The organism is Paenibacillus sp. HJGM_3 (genome assembly GCF_045062745.1).
Lineage (GTDB): Bacteria > Bacillota > Bacilli > Paenibacillales > NBRC-103111 > Paenibacillus_AA.
In genome coordinates this window covers 1-16,932 of record NZ_JBJGED010000013.1, presented here as the reverse complement: position 1 = coordinate 16,932, position 16,932 = coordinate 1, and the positions used below count along the sequence as shown (strand labels likewise).

Genomic DNA, 16,932 nt, shown 5'->3' with positions numbered 1-16,932 from the left:
AAAAGCCCAGGAACGCCATATCGGCGCCACCTGGGCCTCGGATTGGATACACTTTACGTCTCCGGATCGAATTGGACCGCACCGGCACCTACCAGCTCCACATGGCTCGCTTGCCCAGGATGCTCGCCGAGCCAGGCGCCCTGCTCTATCAGCTTCGCCTGCAGCGCCGGAATCGGCACGTCGCGGAAGCCTCCGCCTGCTGCACTCAGCATCGCTGCGGCCGTACCCGCCGCTTGCCCCATCGCGAAGCAGTTCGGCATCACACGCAGCGAGCCTTGCACCGGACGGTCAGACGAGACGGAGCGTCCGGCAACGATCAGATTCGACACGCCCTGCGGCAGCATGCAGCGGTAGGGAACGCCATGCGACTGGCCTTTCGGCAAGTGCTTGACCGTCATCGTGCTGCTCGAGTTCGCGAGATGGATATCGATGAAGTACGAGTTCCGGGCGATGTCGTCCTCGAATGTCCGCATCGTCAAGAAATCTTCGACGACCAGCGTATAGTCGCCGGCGATGCGCCGGGTTTCCCGGATGCCGATCTGGTCGCCGGAGTGCACGAGGTGGATGTTCTCGAAGCCTCCAACGTATTTTCGCAGAAACGCGATCTGCCGCTGGATCAGCTGCCGGCCTTCGATCGCGGCCCGGGTCAAGTCCTCGGCCTTCGTGCCGTCGATTCCGAAGATATGGCCGAAGTTGAAGCCGGCGATCGAGTCGGTCACCCAGGCGATGCCGGAGATCCGCTTGCGCCCTTCCGGCAAGTCGCCGTTCTGCTGGGCTTGCATGACCGCCTCGGCCAATTGACCGTTCTGGCCGGTCTCTTTCAAGTACTGGTCGAACTTGGCCTTATCCGCTCCCGCCACGAGATAGCACATCGTGCCCGGCTGCAGCTCGCCCTGCTCCCCTCCGACCTGGAACGGCACGCCCGCCAGAGCGGCCAAGTCCGCGTCCCCCGAGGCGTCGATATACAGCTTCGCCTGGACGACCGAACGGCCGGATTTGTTGCTGATGACGAGGCCCGTGATTCGGTCCCCTTCCTTTAAAATCTGGTCCGCCACCGTGTGGAACAGCACCTTGGCGCCACTCGCCAGCACCTCTTCGTCGTACACGCGCTTCAGCGTCTCCACGTCGATCGGCACCCAATCCAGCTTGTCCTTGTTGCGGCTCAGGAACGCTTCGCCCGATGCCCGCTTCATGCGCTCCAGCAGCTCGAGACCGATGCCGCGAATGACGGGCTTCTCGCCGTCCGTATAGGGGCAGAAGGCGGGGACTAGCGCTGCCGTCCCCATCCCGCCGAGATACCCGCGCTGCTCGATGAGCAGCGTATCGGCCCCGCCCCGTGCGGCCGCGATAGCGGCGGCGATGCCGGAGGCGCCGCCTCCCAGCACGACGACGTCCGGTGTATGCGAGACGGGCAGCTCGGTCGTAATTTGTATCGTGCGAACTCCTTGCTCAGCCATATTGAAATCCCCCCACAGTAACTTTGTTACTCTCATTATTAGGGAGCGCGACTTAGGGAACTAGTTTAATTTTTGTTTAATGAAAAAATCGGTTCGTGATATGATAGTAGTGGAGGTGGTCCGCATGCCGATCCGCAAACCGGTCACACAACGCACGATCGCCAAGCAGCTCGGGGTAACCGTGCAGACGGTGTCCAAAGCGTTCAAAGGCAAGCCCGGCATGGCCGAATCGACGCGTCAGCTCATTATGCAGACCGCCGAGAAGCTCGGCTATTTCACGAACGAACAGATCCGCAGCCTGAAGGCGGAGACGATCTCCCCCTATCCGAACGAACGGAAGCGGTTCCTGCTCGTCCAGACCGAAGAATCGCTCAGCTATAATCGCAAGCTGCTGGAAGGGCTGCACGAGCGATTCGCTTCGTTCGGCCACCAGGTAGAGCTCCACCGGCTGCCCAAGTCGACCCGGGAAGCCGACATGGCGGAATACATCGAGCAGCACGGACTCGCTTATGCCGATGGGATCTTCATCGCGCCGAGCATCGTGCCGAAAGCCTGGGAGCAGGCGCTGTTCCGGCTCGAGATTCCGACCGTCCTGCTCAACTTTCCTCCGCCCGGCGTAAGAGTGGACAGTGTCATCTGGGATATCTATGACGCTACATACCAAGCCGTCGCTTACCTGCGCAGCCTCGGCCACCGCCGCTTGATGTATGTCGGCGACACGTATGAGCAGCGTGGCTTCATCCTGCGCTGGCAGGCGTTCCAGCAGGCGCTGCGAGAGTTCGGCGAGCTCGTCGATCCCTCCGCCCACTCGATCGGCGCTCGCACCGATGAGTCGTGGATCGACGATGTGAAGAGCAAGCTCGTCCGCTTCACGCCGACGGCGCTCGTCTGCGGGGTACACCAGGAAGTGCGGGCCGTGTACCGGCTGTGCGAAGCGATTGGCCTTCGGGTCCCGGAGCAGCTGTCGATCGTCGGCCTGCTGAACGAGCAGCCGGACGGCCTGCCGCTGTTCACGCGGCCGCTGCTGTCGATTCGCGAGACCGGCTACCGCGCGGCCGACCGGATGCTGTGGCGGCTCGCGAATCCGACGCTGCCCCACGAGCATACGCGCATCCAAGGCGAATTTCTTGTCGGGGCTACGACTGCGCCGTACCGTGAATCTGTGTAACCGGAAAATCTACGTCCGTTCTTTAACAAAAGAACAAAAGCCCGCCGTCCACTCCTTCGAGTGAGCAACAGGCTTAGATGCATATAAAATTTAAGAGGATTCCTTCGAATCGTCGTCCTCCTCCGCCATCTTGGCCGGCGCCACTTCCGCGACCGCGTCCGCGAACACGCCGGACTTGATGACCGGCGGTACCGGACGGGTCTCGCCGTACAGCCGCTCGTAGATGCCCTCGATCTCTTCGCCGGTCAGATCGCCGCGCAAAAGCAGCTCTTCCGCGATCGCATGCACGAACCCGGCGTATTCCCGCACGAGCTGCCGCACTTGCTGCATCTGGTCCTTCAGCAGCTCGTTGATCTTGGGCCGGAGCGCCTTCAGGCCATCAACCCTCGTACCGGCGGCGAGCCAGCTGAACAGCTCGTCGCCCATCCCGACCATGCCGAGGTAAGCGCCGGCGAGCTGCGTCGCCTGCTGCAGGTCGGAGGTCACGCCGTTCAGCTTTTTGCCGAGGAATTCCTCCTCCGCCGCCCGGGCGGCGAGACACACCTGGATCTCGCCCAGGATCTCGCTGTCGCTCCGATTGTACCGCTCGGTCGTCGGCTTCGTCGCCGCGAGCCCCAGGGCATCGCCCCGGCGAATAATCGTCACCTTCCATACGCGGGAATGCGGCTTCAGCAAATATTGGGCCACCGCATGGCCCGCTTCGTGGTAGGCCACGTTCCGCTTCTCGTCCTCGCTCATCGAGCGGAGCGGTTGCTTCAGCCCCCACTCGTACGTCTCCATCGCCGCGCGGAAGTCTTCGTAGCTCGCTTCCTGTGCGCCCCGTTGGTGGGCGATGACGACGGATTCGTTCACGATATGCTTGATCTGAGCCGGGCTGTAGCCGATCGTATCGAGCGCTGCCTTCTCAGGCGTGAGCGAACGGTCGTGCCTGACCTTCTTGAGGTAATACTGGAACACATCGATTCGGCCATCATAGTCCGGCGAGTCGACCCACAACTGCCGGTCGAACCGGCCCGGCCTAAGCAGCGCCGGATCGAGCACGTCGGGCAAGTTCGTCGCCGCGACGGTAAGAACCGCCGGCCGCTCGGCCTTCTTGCGCCGCAGGCCGAGCGAGCGCAGCGACTTCGCGATCCAGGAGCCGTCGAGGTTAGGCGGATCCATCTGCAGCAAGAGCTCGTTCAGGAGGCCCGAGCCGCCCCCCATGCCGAACATCATGCCCATGCCGCCTCCGTCTCCCTGCCGCTTCATGCCGATCGCGTCGATCTCGTCAATGAAGATGATGCAGGCGCCGTACACTTTGGCCAGCTTGCGCGCCTTCTTATACAGCCGCATCACCTTCAGATTGCCTACGCCGAAGAACATGTTCTGGAAGCTGGGAGCGGAGGCATAAGCGAAGGGCACTTGAGCTTCGTTCGCGATGACCTGCGCCAAGTACGATTTGCCCGTCCCCGGAGGCCCGCAGAGGAGGAACCCGCGAATCGCTTCGCCCCCCATCTCCTTGAACTCCTTCACGCCCTTCAGGAGCAGGACGATGCGTTTGGCATTCTCGACGATCTCGGGATTGCCCCGATAATCGTCCCAGGTGGCGCCGGTCTCGCCTGGCAGCACCCAGTACGTGCGTCCGCGAGCGAGGAACCAGAACAGGGCAACGAACTGGATGATGATGAACACGACCGCGAACAGCAGCTGGAACGCCAAGCTGAGCACACTATAAGCGATATAAAACGAGGTCGGTCTTCCTACCCATAACAGCAACCCGAGAATCGCCAGGATGCCGAGCCAGAGGAGGAACTTGCGCCACTTAATCCATCGATATCTCCTCACGGGCACACTTCCTTCTCAGACAGTTTGATGAGTAAAATTTTATTACGCTTTCAAGAAGCCCGTCAATGAAATTTTATATTCCATCGGCCAAACTATTCGCAAAATAACGTTTGACATTGACGTTCCGTTAAGGTGTACGATGAAGTCGTCAGGGGGAATGAACATGGAATATACCGTGCAAAAGCTAGGGCTCCTGGCCGGTGTCAGCACCCGAACGCTCCGCTACTACGATGAGATTGACCTTCTCAAGCCGGCGAGAATCAATTCATCCGGGTACCGCATCTACGGTCGGGCCGAAGTCGATCGGCTGCAGCAAATCTTGTTCTATCGGGAGCTCGGCGTGAGCCTCGAAGAGATCAAGGAGATCGTCACCTCGCCGACCTTCGACGCGGATCGGGCCTTGAGAGAGCATCGGGACAAGCTCATCGAGAAACGCCTTCAGTTGGATCTGCTAATTGCCAATGTCGACATGACGCTGGCGGAAAGAGAGGGAAAGAAAACCATGAGCGACAAACAAAAATTCGAAGGCTTCAAGCAGAAGCTGATCGATGACAACGAGAAAAAATACGGCCAAGAGATTCGGGCCAAATACGGCGACGAGAAAGTCGACCGGGCGAATCGGAAGGTCAAGAACATGACGGAGAAGGAGTATTCGGAGCTCGAGCAGCTCGCGACCGACATTCACACGACGCTGGCGGAAGCCTTCGAGACGGGCGACCCGGCGGGTGAGCTGGCACAGAAGGCGGCCGACCTGCATCGGCAGTGGCTGACGTTCTATTGGGACCAGTACAGCAAGGAAGCCCACGCGGGCGTCGCCCAGATGTACGTCGACGACGAGCGGTTCAAGGCGTACTACGACAAGGACCAACCGGGCGTCGCTGAGTTCCTCCGTGATGCGGTGCACATTTATACCGGGCAGAAGTAAAAGTACCCCACAAAGTGACGCAGGCCTTTGGAGCCTATTCCTGTTACTTTGCGGGGACCCGGATTTAAAACAATAGAGGGTGGCGCAGGAGTTCCTGCCCACCCTCTATTCAGCCCAAAACCGTTATCTAAGAAACCTGGAGATCAGCTCGCTCACGCGTCCGCCGAATTCGTCCAGACTGTGACTGGCCTGATCCCACTGCGCGTACCCCGTTTTGATCGTGTCGAGTACCCACATCGGGAGCTTCTTGCCTTCCAGTGCCGGGTAGAAGACCCGATACGCCCACACCAGATGCTCCCAACGCTTATCGTCGCCGTCCAGGGCGTACTCCGAGACGTCCAGCACTTTGGCGCGCCCGTCTTGCAAGAGGACGTTCTTCAAATGAATGTCGCGCGGATTTAGGCCCCGGCTGCGCACGAGCTCCCGGGCGGTCTCGACATCCTGGACGGCTTGCTCCGGAATCGGAATGCCCTGCAAGAGACAATCGTGGAGCGTCACGCCCTCCTCGTAGCTGATGACGAGATAATTCAAGCCTTGCCCGTAATAATGAGGGAAGAACGGAAGGCCTTCCAGCTTTTCGTACACCATTTTTTCCGTTTCTTTCTTAGGCAGCGCCACATCGGAATACACTTTGAACGCGTACCCCGGTGTGCCGTCATAAGTAAAGACGGCGGCGTCTGTCCCGATCCCAACCAACTGAAGCCCCTCCGCGCGGCCGGATACGAGCACAGGTTCGTTTCGATCGCTGCCGGTCACCTGAATAGAGCGCAAGGCGGCGTCCGCTTGGATCCAATCCGAGTTCACCTGGTCCATCCCTCCCGTAAAGCGAAGTGAAGGCCGATCGAGTATCGGTCGGCCCTCTTCCTTGTAATACGTATTGACGGGAGGTATGGTTCCTATAGCTTCTTCCCGATCCGCTTGCGCATCATATCGTAAGGCTTGACCGGGTGGTCCACCCGGAAGCGAACCGGCTGCAGAGGATGGCGCGCGGCGTCCAGCTCGCGGCCTTCCTCGTCCTGGATCGCGCCGACTTGTTGGCGGAAGAACGTTCCGCCGGGGCCGAAGAACTCCACCTCTTGCCCCGGCTTGAAATGGTTGCGCTGCTGCACGGTGGCCATCCCGGTCTCTTCGTCGTAAGCCAGCACGAGCCCGGCGAAATCATAGTCCGCCCGCTTGTCCTCCGGCCCGAAGATGTGGTCGTCATGCCCCGGGTCGTCGAAGAAGAAACCTGTGTTCAGCGGCCGATTCGCCGCCTTGTAGATTTCCTCAACCCAGGCCGGGTTCAGCTCGTAGTTGTCCGGATCGGCATAATACGCGTCGATCGCCTGCCGGTACGCGTTCACAACCGTGGCCACATAGTGGATGCTCTTCATCCGGCCTTCGATCTTGAAACTCTCGACCCCGGACTCGATCATCTGCGGGACGTACTCGATCATGCATAGATCCTTCGCGCTCATCATGAACGGATCCACGTTCGGGAACAGGGCGACTTCCTGCGCCCCCTCCCGGAACCGGCGCAGCGTCTCATCGGCGAGCGCCGCCTCCTCGGAGACGAGCTGTTCCACGTTCATGCCGCCTTCTTCGAACAAATCGTACTTCCAGCGGCACGACTGGCAGCATCCCCCGCGATTCGAGTCGCGGTCCGTGAAATGATTGGACAGCACGCAGCGCCCGGAATACGAGCTGCACATCGCGCCGTGGATGAACGTCTCGATCTCGATGTCGACCTTCGCCTTGATCTCCTCGATCTCGGCCATGTTCGCTTCACGCGCCAACACGACGCGGTGAACGCCCTCGTCCTTCCAGAACTGAACCGCCTGCCAGTTCATCGTAGACTGCTGCGTGCTCAGGTGGATCTCGAGCTTCGGCGCCGCCCGCTTGCACGTCTCGATAATGGCCGGATCGGCCACGATGATGGCGGCAATGCCGACTTCCTGCAGGTTGCGCAGATACTCCTCGATTCCCTCAATATCCTCGTTATGTGCATAAATATTGGCCGCGACGAACACTTTGGCCCCATATCGCTTCGCGAACTCTACGCCTTCGCGCATCTCCTCGAACGTGAAGTTGTCCGCACTCGAACGCAAGCCGTACTTTTGACCGCCTATATAAACCGCATCCGCCCCATAATGGACGGCAAATTTCAGCTTCTCCAGACTGCCTCCCGGGGCGAGCAGCTCCGGCTTAGGCGGCAGCCTGCGCTTGCCGCTTCCGGCTAACGCGCCTTCGGCCGGTCTTTCTTTTACCCAGATTCCCATTACCGTTCACCTCCGTCATTCCGGTCCATCAATATACTTGTTCCTTATAGAAAAAGCCGAACGACAATTCCCGCTCCGGATGCTGCAGGGCGCGGATCGGCTCCAGCCAGGCGTCTTCATCGAACTCGTAGCCCGCTGGATTCGCCATATAATCGTCGATCGCCTGCCGATAGCAGCGCACGACCGTCTCATTGTATTCAATCGGCTTGAGCAGCCCTTCGATCTTGAAGCTGTCGATGCCGCCCTCCATAAGCTCATGGATATTCTCCACCATGCAGACGTCGTCCGAGCTCATAATGTGTGTCCCGTTGCGGTCCTCGTACACCGGGTACCGCTCATCCTGCCGCTCCTCCTCGATCAGGAACAGCTTGCGCCCCGCGCCCAGCTCCTCGTCGGTCGGATCCTGGCCTTGATGCTCATAGTAGTTGCTGACGAGCGCCCGTTTGGAATGATAAATATTCGTCATCCCATGCACCTGCACTTGCACCTCGAGCTTCGCCTGCCGCTTGAACTCGAGCACCTGCTCCATGTTCAGCTCGCGAGCCAGCACCACCCGGGTGGCGCCTTTCGTCGCCCAGTAGTTGGCCGTGACATAGTTCGTCGATGTCATTTCCGCGTTCCAATGCAGCGGGAGCGTCACGCCGGCTTGGCGCATCGCGATCAGCACCGCCGGATCGCCGAAGACGACCGCATCGACGTCCGCCTCCGCCAGCTGCTGCAAGTAGCCGGGCAGCTCAGACAGGATCGCGTTGTCCATAATGTTGTTGCAGACGACATACACGCGAGCGCCCTTCCCATGCGCATAGCGGACCGCTTCCGCCACCGCTTCGATCGGGAAATGGCCCGCGAGTCGCATCCCAAAACGCGGGTCGCCGATCTGCACCGCGTCCGCACCGGCGTCGATCAGCCGGACGAGCTCGTCCATGGAGCCTGCCGTCACCAGCAGCTCCGGTTTATATTCGGTCCCTGACAAGGGAATCACCTCTTCTTGTTGCTCAGTTCAATGTTAGCCAAGTGCTGTTCATACGTCTCGGCAAAGTAGTGCGATTGGGTCCCGTCCTTCTTCGTCACGTAGAACAAGTAACGGGTCTCGGCCGGATATAAGGCCGCTTGAATCGACTTGAGGCTGGGGCTCGCGATCGGGCCCGGCGGCAACCCTGATGCCCAATACGTATTATAAGGGTTCTGAAGCTGCAGGTCTTTCTCGAATAGCCGTTCCTTCGGCTTATCGAGCAAATACTGCACCGTAGCGTCGATCTGCAGCTTCATCCCTTGCTTCAGCCGGTTCAGAATGACACCGGCCACAAGCGCGCGCTCCTCGTCGACCACCACTTCGCGCTCGACGAGCGACGCCACCGTCAGCATTTCGTGGAAGCTCAGCCCGCTCGCCGCTAGACGGTCCGGCCAGTCCGCAGGCAGCCCGCCCAGCTTGCGGTCGAGCTCCACCAGCATCCGGTCGATCATGTCGGTCTCGGTGCTGCCCTTCTTCAGCTCGTACGTCTCCGGGAACAAGTAGCCCTCCAAGCGGTGCTTCAGCAGTCCGCCAGCCGGTATTTGAGCGACCCATGGATGCGCGCCCGAGAACCCGGCCGGAGCGTCCGCCGCCTGCAGGAACGCCTCCTTCTGCACGATACCTTGTTCGCTCAGCTTGTCCGCTATCTGCAGAACGGTGAACCCTTCGGGGATCGTGAAGCGGAGCATGTCCTCTTTCACGATATCGCCCGCATTCAAGCGGGCGATGATCGTATCCGGCGCTTCCCCGGGCTGGAACCGGTACTCGCCTGCCTGAAACCTGGAGCCTTCGCCCTTATACTTCAAGTATACTTGAAAAATGAACGCATTACGAATGAGGCCCTGCTGCTCCAGCAGCTCTGCGATTCGCGCAGACCCGGTACCCGGCGGGATGACGAGCGTCCGCTCTTCCCCGGTTGCCTCGACCGGCTGCAGCTGAGACGCCGCGTACGCGCCGATCCCTACCGCCGTGCCAAATCCCACCAGCAGAAGGATGGCGACGGTCCAAAGCGTCCACTTGAGTTGTCTTCGTATTGTCATCGCTCTCCCGTCTCCCGGACTCTAAAGCCGCATCAGAGTAAAACAACCCCACGAATGATCGCGGGGTCGTCGAAATGTCGAAAACGCATGTGTTCAGTTCGAGGGAAACATCCGATCGTCGACAATCTCGGAGACGGTCTCCCATTCGTCGTCGTCTTCAATCGTTTCCAGTTCCGGCTCTTCCCCCGGCTTCACATTCACCTTGAACAGGGCCACTTCCTGCTCCTTGCGGAGCGCTTCCGACTGCAAAGCCGCATACACTTGAGCGTCCAGCTCGAATTCCGTCACGATCCGGTGTACCGTTGATTCGCCTTGCTCGTCGAACAGAACGATGTCGTTCCCGTACAGATCCCGAAGCACCCGAACCTCGACCGCATTCGGGAAGGCGTTCGCACTCATGATTTTTTGTCCTCTTGCTCCAGTTCGGCTACGAGCGTGTTGAACGTTTCTTCCACCATGTCCCACTCGGCTTCGTCTTCAATCGTGAACAGCTGCAGGTCGTCTCCGTCCTCTTCATAACGGAACGCGTACACCTCGTCGGTTTCCTCGTCGCCGTCTACCGGGACCACCATCATATATTTTTTGTCCGAATCGTCGAGCTCGAACTTCATGATCACTTCGAACTCTTCTTCGTTGCCGTCCTCGTCCGGGATGAAAATGATTTCCGGTTCATCCACGTGCTGCTTCTCGTCCTTGGCCATGGTACACCTCACCTCTTCGATTTGTAGTCCAGAAACCCTTGCAAAATGAACACCGCGGCCATCTTGTCGATGACCTGCTTGCGTTTCTTGCGGCTCACATCCGCTTCCAGCAACGTACGCTCCGCGGAAACGGTCGTCAGCCTTTCATCCCATAGGTGCACCGGCAAATGTAGGGTTTCCTTAAGCGTATCCGCGAATGCGAGGCAAATTTCGCCTCTCGGTCCAACCGTCCCGTCCATGTTCTTCGGGAGGCCGACGACGATCTCGGTGACCTCGTACGCCCGCACTAGCTCACCAAGCCGGTTCATGTCGTCTTCGGGCTTCTTCCTCCGAATCGTCTCAATCCCCTGCGCCGTCCAACCGAACGCATCACTGACCGCAACCCCGATCGTTTTGTCCCCGTAGTCGAGACCCAGGATGCGAATCATTTGTTGTGCTGCAAGTAGCTCCGGACCAACTCTTCGATCAGTTCGTCCCGCTCCCGTTTGCGAATCAAGCTGCGGGCGTTGTTATGGCGCGGGATGAAGGCCGGATCGCCCGAGAGCAGGTAGCCCACGATCTGGTTGATCGGGTTGTAGCCTTTCTCTTGAAGCGCGTCGTATACCGTCAACAGGACTTCCTTGGACGATGTCTCGATTTCTTCTGCTTTCACGTCGAATTTCATCGTTTTGTCCATATGGTTCATCGCCCAGCCACCCCCCAAAACTAACACGAATAGTACGTCTATTAACTGTATTATTCTCTATAGCGGGTAAAATTCCTTTCCCCGCGAGAAAAATTCACAATTACTGTCCCATTAACATCCGTTCGACCGTCTCGAGCGCGGCGCCCAGCTTGGAAGGATCCTTGCCGCCGGCCTGCGCCATATCCGGGCGCCCGCCGCCTCCGCCGCCGCATACCGCCGCGGCTTCCTTCACCAGCTTGCCGGCGTGGTGCCCCTTCGCCACGAGGTCCGGCGTGACCGCCGCGACCAAGTTCACCTTGTCGTCGCTCACCGCGCCGAGCACGATGACGGCCGAGCCGAGCTTCGCCTTCGCCTGATCGACGATCAGGCGGAGCGAATCCATGTCGGCCGCATTCACTTGGGCAGCGAGCAGCGTGACGCCGCCTACCGTCTTGGCGCGGTCGGTCAGCGAACCGGCCTCGACCGCGCTCAGCTTGCCGCGGAGCGACTCGTTCTCGCGCCCGAGCTCGCGCAGCTGCTGCTGCAGCGATTCGACGCGCTTCGGCACGTCCGCGATACCGGCCTTCAGCAAGCCGGCCGCTTCCTTAAGAAGCCCGAGCTGTTGCTCCATGTACATGTACGCGCCCCGGCCGGTCACCGCCTCGATCCGGCGCACGCCAGAGCCGATGCCGCTCTCGCTCACGAGTTTGAACAGGCCGATCTCGGCCGTGTTGCGCACGTGGCAGCCGCCGCACAGCTCGATGCTGTAGTCGCCGACCTGCACGACGCGGACGACGTCTCCGTACTTCTCGCCGAACAGGGCCATCGCCCCCATCGCCTTCGCTTCGGCGATCGGCTTCGATTCGATCACGACCGGCGTTTGCTTCCAGATCTGCTCGTTCACCCGGCGCTCGATGTCGGCCAGCTCTTCGGCCGTAATGCTGCCGAAGTGCGAGAAGTCGAACCGCAGCCGGTCCGGCTCTACGAGCGAGCCGGCTTGGTTCACATGCTCGCCCAGCACTTGCTTGAGCGCCCGGTGCAGCAGGTGCGTCGCGGTGTGATTCTTCACGATCGCTTCGCGGGCGGCTCCGGCGACCTCGGCGGTCACCGGCTCGCCTGCGCGAGCCGTGCCGCTCGTGATCGTCACCGCGTGCACATGCTGGCCGTGTGGCGCCTTGAACACATCCTCCACATTCGCCTCGAAGCCATTGCCCCGAATGACGCCGCGGTCGCTCACTTGCCCGCCGCTCTCCGCATAGAACGGAGTACGGTCCAGCACAATCTGGCACGTCTCGCCGGTACCGATCAGATCGACGAACGTGTTATCGTGGACGATCGCCGTCACTTTAGCAGTTGTTACCAATTCAGTATAACCAACAAACTCGCTTTTAACCGTAAAATCGGCCAGCGCTCCGCCTTGTACCTTCATGCTGCCCGTCTCCTGGCGGGCGGAACGCGCGCGGCTGCGCTGCTCCTCCATCTCGGCTTCGAACCCTTCGCGATCGACGCCCAGATCGTTCTCCGCCGCGAAGTCCTCGGTCAGATCGAGCGGGAAGCCGTACGTGTCGTACAGCTTGAACGCGTTCGCGCCGCTGATCTTGTCAAAGCCGGCTGAACGGGCTTCGGCGATCATGCCGCTGAGGATGGCGAGTCCGTCCGACAGCGTCTCGTGGAACCGCTCTTCCTCCGTGCGGATCACCTTCTCGATGAACTCGCGCTTCTCGACGACTTCCGGGTAGTAGACGCCCATGATATTGCCTACGACCGCGGTCAGCTGGTACAGGAACGGCTTGTCGATGCCGATCACCTTGCCGTATCGGACCGCGCGGCGCAGCAGGCGGCGGATGACGTAGCCGCGGCCTTCGTTCGACGGCAGTACGCCGTCGCCGACGGAGAACGCGACCGTCCGGATGTGGTCGGCGATCACCTTCAGCGCCACGTCGAATTCAGCCTTCTCGCCGTAGCGAATGCCGGCGAGACGGCACGTCTCCTGAATGATCGGCTGGAACAAGTCCGTATCGAAGTTCGAGTCGACGTCCTGCAGGATGGAAGCGAACCGCTCTAGGCCGGCGCCGGTATCGATGTTTTTATTCGGCAGCGGTGTATAGCTGCCGTCCTTGTTATGATTGAATTGCGAGAAGACGAGGTTCCACACTTCGAGGAACCGCTCGTTCTCGCCGCCCGGCCAGCATTCCGGATCGTTCAGGTCGCCGTACTTGTCGCCCCGGTCGTAGAAAATTTCCGTACAAGGGCCGCAAGGGCCTTCGCCGATGTCCCAGAAGTTGTCCTGCAGCTTGTAGATGCGGTTCTCCGGAATGCCGATCTTCTTGTTCCAGAACGCAAACGCCTCTTCGTCCTCCGGATAGACGGTGACGGACAGTCGGTTCGGATCGAAGCCGATCCATTGCGGGTCGGTCAGAAACTCCCAAGCCCACGTTATCGCTTCTTCCTTGAAATAGTCGCCGATCGAAAAGTTGCCCAGCATCTCGAAGAACGTATGGTGACGGCGCGTCTTGCCCACGTTCTCGATGTCGTTCGTGCGGATGCACTTCTGCGAGTTGGCGATGCGCGGATTCTCCGGCTTCACGCGCCCGTCGAAATACGCCTTGAGCGGCGCCATGCCGGCGTTGATCCAGAGCAGCGACGGATCGTTATGCGGCACGAGCGAGGCGCTCGGTTCGATCTTGTGGCCTTTGCTTGCGAAGAACTCCAACCATTTGCGACGAATCTCACTTGCTTTCATACCCGACAGCCTCCATTTAAATCGTATTTGATTCCTACTGACCCAATTGGGAAAACAACAGAAAAGCCCGCCCCTGATGAACAGGGACGAGCTCGACTCGCGGTACCACCCTGGTTATTGCCCGACCGCGCCTGAGCGCTCACGGACAATCGCCTTGAGAAGGAAGATAACGGCCCCATAACCGGCGGATTTCTTCGGAGATCGCGATGATCCCGGCTTCGCCCGCACTCGGAAATTAGCGTTCAGCCATCCTTCTTACGAAAAGCTCTCTCAGCACAGCTCCGCCTGCAACAGACGGTCACCGGAGCTTTCTCTCTAGCGCAAGGACTACGGCCTACTCGATTTCGTCTACGTCTTGCCCTATAAACAAATGTCGGTTGATATCTCTTTATTATAAGGAAGGCCGGAATCAATTGTCAACTTCTTCCCCCATGATCGCTTGACAGGACTTCAGCCGGTCGGGGAGCTGACGGAGGAGCGGCTCCGCCTCCTGCAAATTTTGCTGTTCCAGCAGGAAAATGATTGCTTCACAAATATGATGCATTGGTTCAAAATGGATAGTAAGCGCCACGCCCTTCATCGCATGGACCTGCATGTGGATGGACTGTACGGCAGCCGCCGTCTCGGAAGCCCCCGCTTTCCACGCTTCTAAGGCCTGAAGCACGTTCTCGATGCGCTGAGCGGCGTCCACGATATACAGCTGCTGCGATTGTTTGATAATCCGTTTCATCTTGCTCTCGAATTCGGGAGTCGACATCTCGGCATGCCTCCTAGTGGCCATTTATCCAAGGAAAGGAATTCGCCATGAAGCCATTATACCGCAAAATCGCTGTCATTGACGACAGCCCCCCGTTCCGCTTGCTCGTCAAGCAAATGCTGGAGCTGAACGAGGATCAAGTCGACCTGTTCGAGGACGCCGAAACGTTCTTCAAGCAGCGCGCCGCCCAAGCCCAATACAACCTCATTATCGTCGATTGGAACTTGCCCGGCATGAACGGCTTGAACGCTCTGGAGAGCTTGAAGGCGTCGCCCCTCACCTCTTCGATCCCCGTGTTGATCGTAACGGGCGATTCCAGTCTTAACCATGTGCGTCAAGCGATTCATGCCGGGGTGAACGACTTCATCTCAAAGCCGATCGATCCGCATCAATTCATGGAGCGGGTGACTAAGCTGCTTGGCAGTTGACTCCCTCCCGAACGCGGCGCGGCAGATTAGCCGCCTGCATTCGCTTGTGTTGCCCCTGTGCCCGCACCGGCAGGAGCCGTAGGGGATGTCGGGGATGTCGGTGTGGGAGCTGGTGCCTGCCCCTCTTCGCCTTTACGCTTCATCGCGCTACTGAGCGGCACTTCCTTCAGGAACAGCGTCAGCACGAGCGCCCCCGTCACGATGAAGCAGCCGGTCAGGAATACCCCGGATAACCCGTAGCCGAGCGCATCATGCAGCTTGGCGACGAGGTTGTCGAACATTCCGCGCATCGATTCCGGGAACGTCTCGCGCAGCTCCGCCAGCTTAGGCGGATCGAGCAGCAGCTGCGGGTTGCCGAGTGCCTTCAGTCTCTCCGCGACGTCCGGACTTACGCTTGGCGCCGGCCCGGCAGCCGCCTCCGTTCCGCCGAGCTCCATCATCCGTGTCGCGATCCGGTGCGCCAGCACCGTCCCCATAAGCGACACCCCGATCGTCCCGCCGAGCGAGCGGAACAGCTGGGACGATGCCGTCGCTACGCCGAGCAGGCGCGGCTCCGCCGCATTTTGCACGGTGAGCGTGAACACCGGCATCCCGAAGCCGACCCCGGTGCCGACCATAATCATGTAGGCAACGATGAGCCCCATCGAAGTTGACGCCGTCATGAACGACATGAGCAGCAGCCCGACGGTCATGAAGGTCATGCCCGCGAAGGCGAGCCATTTGTATTTGCCCGTCCGAGAGATGATCTGCCCGCCCAGCGCGCTGCCGATCACCAGGCTCAGCATCATCGGCATCGTGACGAAACCGGAGTTCGTCGCCGACGTTCCGAGGACACCCTGCACGAAGAACGGCATATACATAATGGCGCCGAACATCCCGGCTCCGAGCAAGAAGCCCGACGCATTCGAGACGGTGAAGATCGAGCTGCGGAACAAGGATAGCGGCAAGACCGGATTGCGCGCCGCCCGTTCGATGAACAAGAAGACGAGCAGGGCGATAACCGCGGCGGCGAACAACCCGAGCACTTGCGCCGATCCCCACGCGTACTTCGAGCCGGCCCAGGAGAACGCGAGCAGCATAGGCACCATCGTCAATGTAAGGAAGAGTGAGCCCGCGTAGTCGATGGACGCCTTCTCCTTGCGCGGCACGGTGGGGAACAAGCTCCAGATAAGCCCCATCGCGATCAGCCCGACCGGGAGGAACACCCAGAACACCCAATGCCATTCAAAGTGGTCGACGATGTATCCGCCCAAGGTCGGACCGAATACGCTGGCCAAGCCGAACGAAGCGCTCATCAGCCCTTGCCACCGGCCCCGCTCGCGAGGGGCGAACAAATCGCCGATCGAAGCGAACGCCGTCGACATGATCATCCCGGCCCCGAAGCCCTGAATGCCCCGATAGACCACCAGTTGAATGATCGTGCCCGACGTCCCGGATAAGAACGACCCGGTGATGAAGATGGCGATGCCGGTCAGGATGAACGGCTTGCGCCCGTACATGTCGGACAGCTTGCCGACCAGAATCGTCGTAATGCTGGACGTCAGCATGTAGATCGTGAACACCCAGCTGTAATATTCCATCCCGCCGAGCTCGGCGATGATACGCGGCAGCGCGGTGCCGACGATCGTCTGATTCAAAGCCGCGAACAGCATCGTAGCCATGATCGAGATCATGATCGTAATCTTTTTCTTTTGATCCAGATGCTCCATTAGCTCTCGTCCGCTCCTTTCTCCCGCTCTTCGTAATTGTGCAGCACTTGCTTGAAAATCCGCACCAGGTGCCGGATATCCTCATCGGGCAAATCCTTGAAATACAAGTTGCGAATGTCGGACCGCTTCTGATGGTACTTCTCGAGCGCCTCCCTTCCCTGAGCCGTGATCTCCAGCATCACCACGCGCCGGTCTTCCTCGGTGCGTCCCCGGGTCGCGTACCCGTAACCGGCCAGCTTGTCGGAC

General features: G+C 59.8%; 17 protein-coding genes. 3 read left to right on the top strand and 14 right to left on the bottom strand.

The window, feature by feature from the left end; all coding sequences use genetic code 11:
- Positions 1-53: 53 nt before the first annotated feature.
- The gene (locus ACI5FR_RS15710; RefSeq protein WP_405455839.1) at positions 54-1,457 is read right to left on the bottom strand and encodes an FAD-dependent oxidoreductase; all 1,404 of its coding nucleotides are present in this window, start codon (positions 1,455-1,457) and stop codon (positions 54-56) included.
- Between the two features lie 124 nt (positions 1,458-1,581).
- Here ACI5FR_RS15710 and ACI5FR_RS15705 point away from each other — a divergent pair, with 124 nt between their 5' ends.
- Positions 1,582-2,625 carry a LacI family DNA-binding transcriptional regulator gene (locus ACI5FR_RS15705; protein WP_405455837.1) on the top strand — a complete coding sequence of 348 codons (1,044 nt, stop codon included), beginning with the start codon at positions 1,582-1,584 and terminating at the stop codon, positions 2,623-2,625.
- A gap of 90 nt (positions 2,626-2,715) precedes the next feature.
- Here the strand turns inward: ACI5FR_RS15705 and ACI5FR_RS15700 are convergent, their stop codons facing one another.
- Positions 2,716-4,449 carry an AAA family ATPase gene (locus ACI5FR_RS15700; RefSeq protein WP_405455835.1) on the bottom strand — a complete coding sequence of 578 codons (1,734 nt, stop codon included), beginning with the start codon at positions 4,447-4,449 and terminating at the stop codon, positions 2,716-2,718.
- Positions 4,450-4,612: 163 nt separating this feature from the next.
- Here ACI5FR_RS15700 and ACI5FR_RS15695 point away from each other — a divergent pair, with 163 nt between their 5' ends.
- Entirely contained in the window at positions 4,613-5,374 is a 762-nt protein-coding gene (locus ACI5FR_RS15695; RefSeq protein WP_405455833.1) for a MerR family transcriptional regulator, read from the top strand.
- A 123-nt stretch (positions 5,375-5,497) separates the two neighbouring features.
- On the opposite strand, the gene ACI5FR_RS15690 is transcribed toward ACI5FR_RS15695, so the two are convergent.
- The 10 genes from ACI5FR_RS15690 to ACI5FR_RS15645 form a co-directional block, all read right to left on the bottom strand.
- Complete coding sequence (locus ACI5FR_RS15690; RefSeq protein WP_405455830.1) at positions 5,498-6,187, bottom strand: protein kinase family protein; 690 nt, start codon at positions 6,185-6,187, stop codon at positions 5,498-5,500.
- Positions 6,188-6,270: 83 nt separating this feature from the next.
- Positions 6,271-7,632, bottom strand: a complete 1,362-nt coding sequence (locus tag ACI5FR_RS15685) for a peptidase U32 family protein (RefSeq protein ID WP_405455828.1) — start codon at positions 7,630-7,632, stop codon at positions 6,271-6,273.
- A gap of 28 nt (positions 7,633-7,660) precedes the next feature.
- Positions 7,661-8,557: a peptidase U32 family protein gene (locus ACI5FR_RS15680; protein ID WP_405456118.1), complete on the bottom strand. Its 897-nt coding sequence runs from the start codon at positions 8,555-8,557 to the stop codon at positions 7,661-7,663.
- Between the two features lie 53 nt (positions 8,558-8,610).
- Positions 8,611-9,684 (bottom strand): endolytic transglycosylase MltG, encoded by a 1,074-nt coding sequence (gene mltG, locus ACI5FR_RS15675; protein WP_405455826.1) that lies wholly within the window; start codon positions 9,682-9,684, stop codon positions 8,611-8,613.
- A gap of 93 nt (positions 9,685-9,777) precedes the next feature.
- Positions 9,778-10,083 carry a DUF1292 domain-containing protein gene (locus tag ACI5FR_RS15670; RefSeq protein ID WP_405455823.1) on the bottom strand — a complete coding sequence of 102 codons (306 nt, stop codon included), beginning with the start codon at positions 10,081-10,083 and terminating at the stop codon, positions 9,778-9,780.
- A complete protein-coding gene (locus ACI5FR_RS15665; protein WP_405455822.1) occupies positions 10,080-10,385 on the bottom strand; it encodes a DUF1292 domain-containing protein in 306 nt (101 codons plus the stop codon). The genes ACI5FR_RS15670 and ACI5FR_RS15665 overlap by 4 nt, the downstream gene beginning before the upstream one ends.
- 8 nt (positions 10,386-10,393) lie before the next feature.
- Positions 10,394-10,810, bottom strand: coding sequence for a Holliday junction resolvase RuvX (gene ruvX / locus ACI5FR_RS15660; RefSeq protein WP_405456116.1), 417 nt, complete (start codon positions 10,808-10,810; stop codon positions 10,394-10,396).
- Positions 10,810-11,070: an IreB family regulatory phosphoprotein gene (locus ACI5FR_RS15655; RefSeq protein ID WP_405455821.1), complete on the bottom strand. Its 261-nt coding sequence runs from the start codon at positions 11,068-11,070 to the stop codon at positions 10,810-10,812. The genes ruvX and ACI5FR_RS15655 overlap by 1 nt, the downstream gene beginning before the upstream one ends.
- A 100-nt stretch (positions 11,071-11,170) precedes the next feature.
- Positions 11,171-13,792 (bottom strand): alanine--tRNA ligase, encoded by a 2,622-nt coding sequence (gene alaS / locus ACI5FR_RS15650; RefSeq protein WP_405455819.1) that lies wholly within the window; start codon positions 13,790-13,792, stop codon positions 11,171-11,173.
- Positions 13,793-14,201: 409 nt separating this feature from the next.
- Entirely contained in the window at positions 14,202-14,549 is a 348-nt protein-coding gene (locus ACI5FR_RS15645) for an Hpt domain-containing protein (RefSeq protein ID WP_405455818.1), read from the bottom strand.
- Positions 14,550-14,596: 47 nt separating this feature from the next.
- Here ACI5FR_RS15645 and ACI5FR_RS15640 point away from each other — a divergent pair, with 47 nt between their 5' ends.
- Positions 14,597-14,977 (top strand): response regulator, encoded by a 381-nt coding sequence (locus ACI5FR_RS15640; RefSeq protein ID WP_405455817.1) that lies wholly within the window; start codon positions 14,597-14,599, stop codon positions 14,975-14,977.
- Positions 14,978-15,003: 26 nt separating this feature from the next.
- On the opposite strand, the gene ACI5FR_RS15635 is transcribed toward ACI5FR_RS15640, so the two are convergent.
- On the bottom strand, positions 15,004-16,686 hold the full coding sequence (locus ACI5FR_RS15635; RefSeq protein WP_405455815.1) for an MDR family MFS transporter: 1,683 nt from the start codon (positions 16,684-16,686) through the stop codon (positions 15,004-15,006).
- The coding region (locus tag ACI5FR_RS15630; protein WP_405455812.1) for a MarR family winged helix-turn-helix transcriptional regulator at positions 16,686-16,932 on the bottom strand (247 nt) is incomplete at its 5' end. The genes ACI5FR_RS15635 and ACI5FR_RS15630, both read right to left, overlap by 1 nt.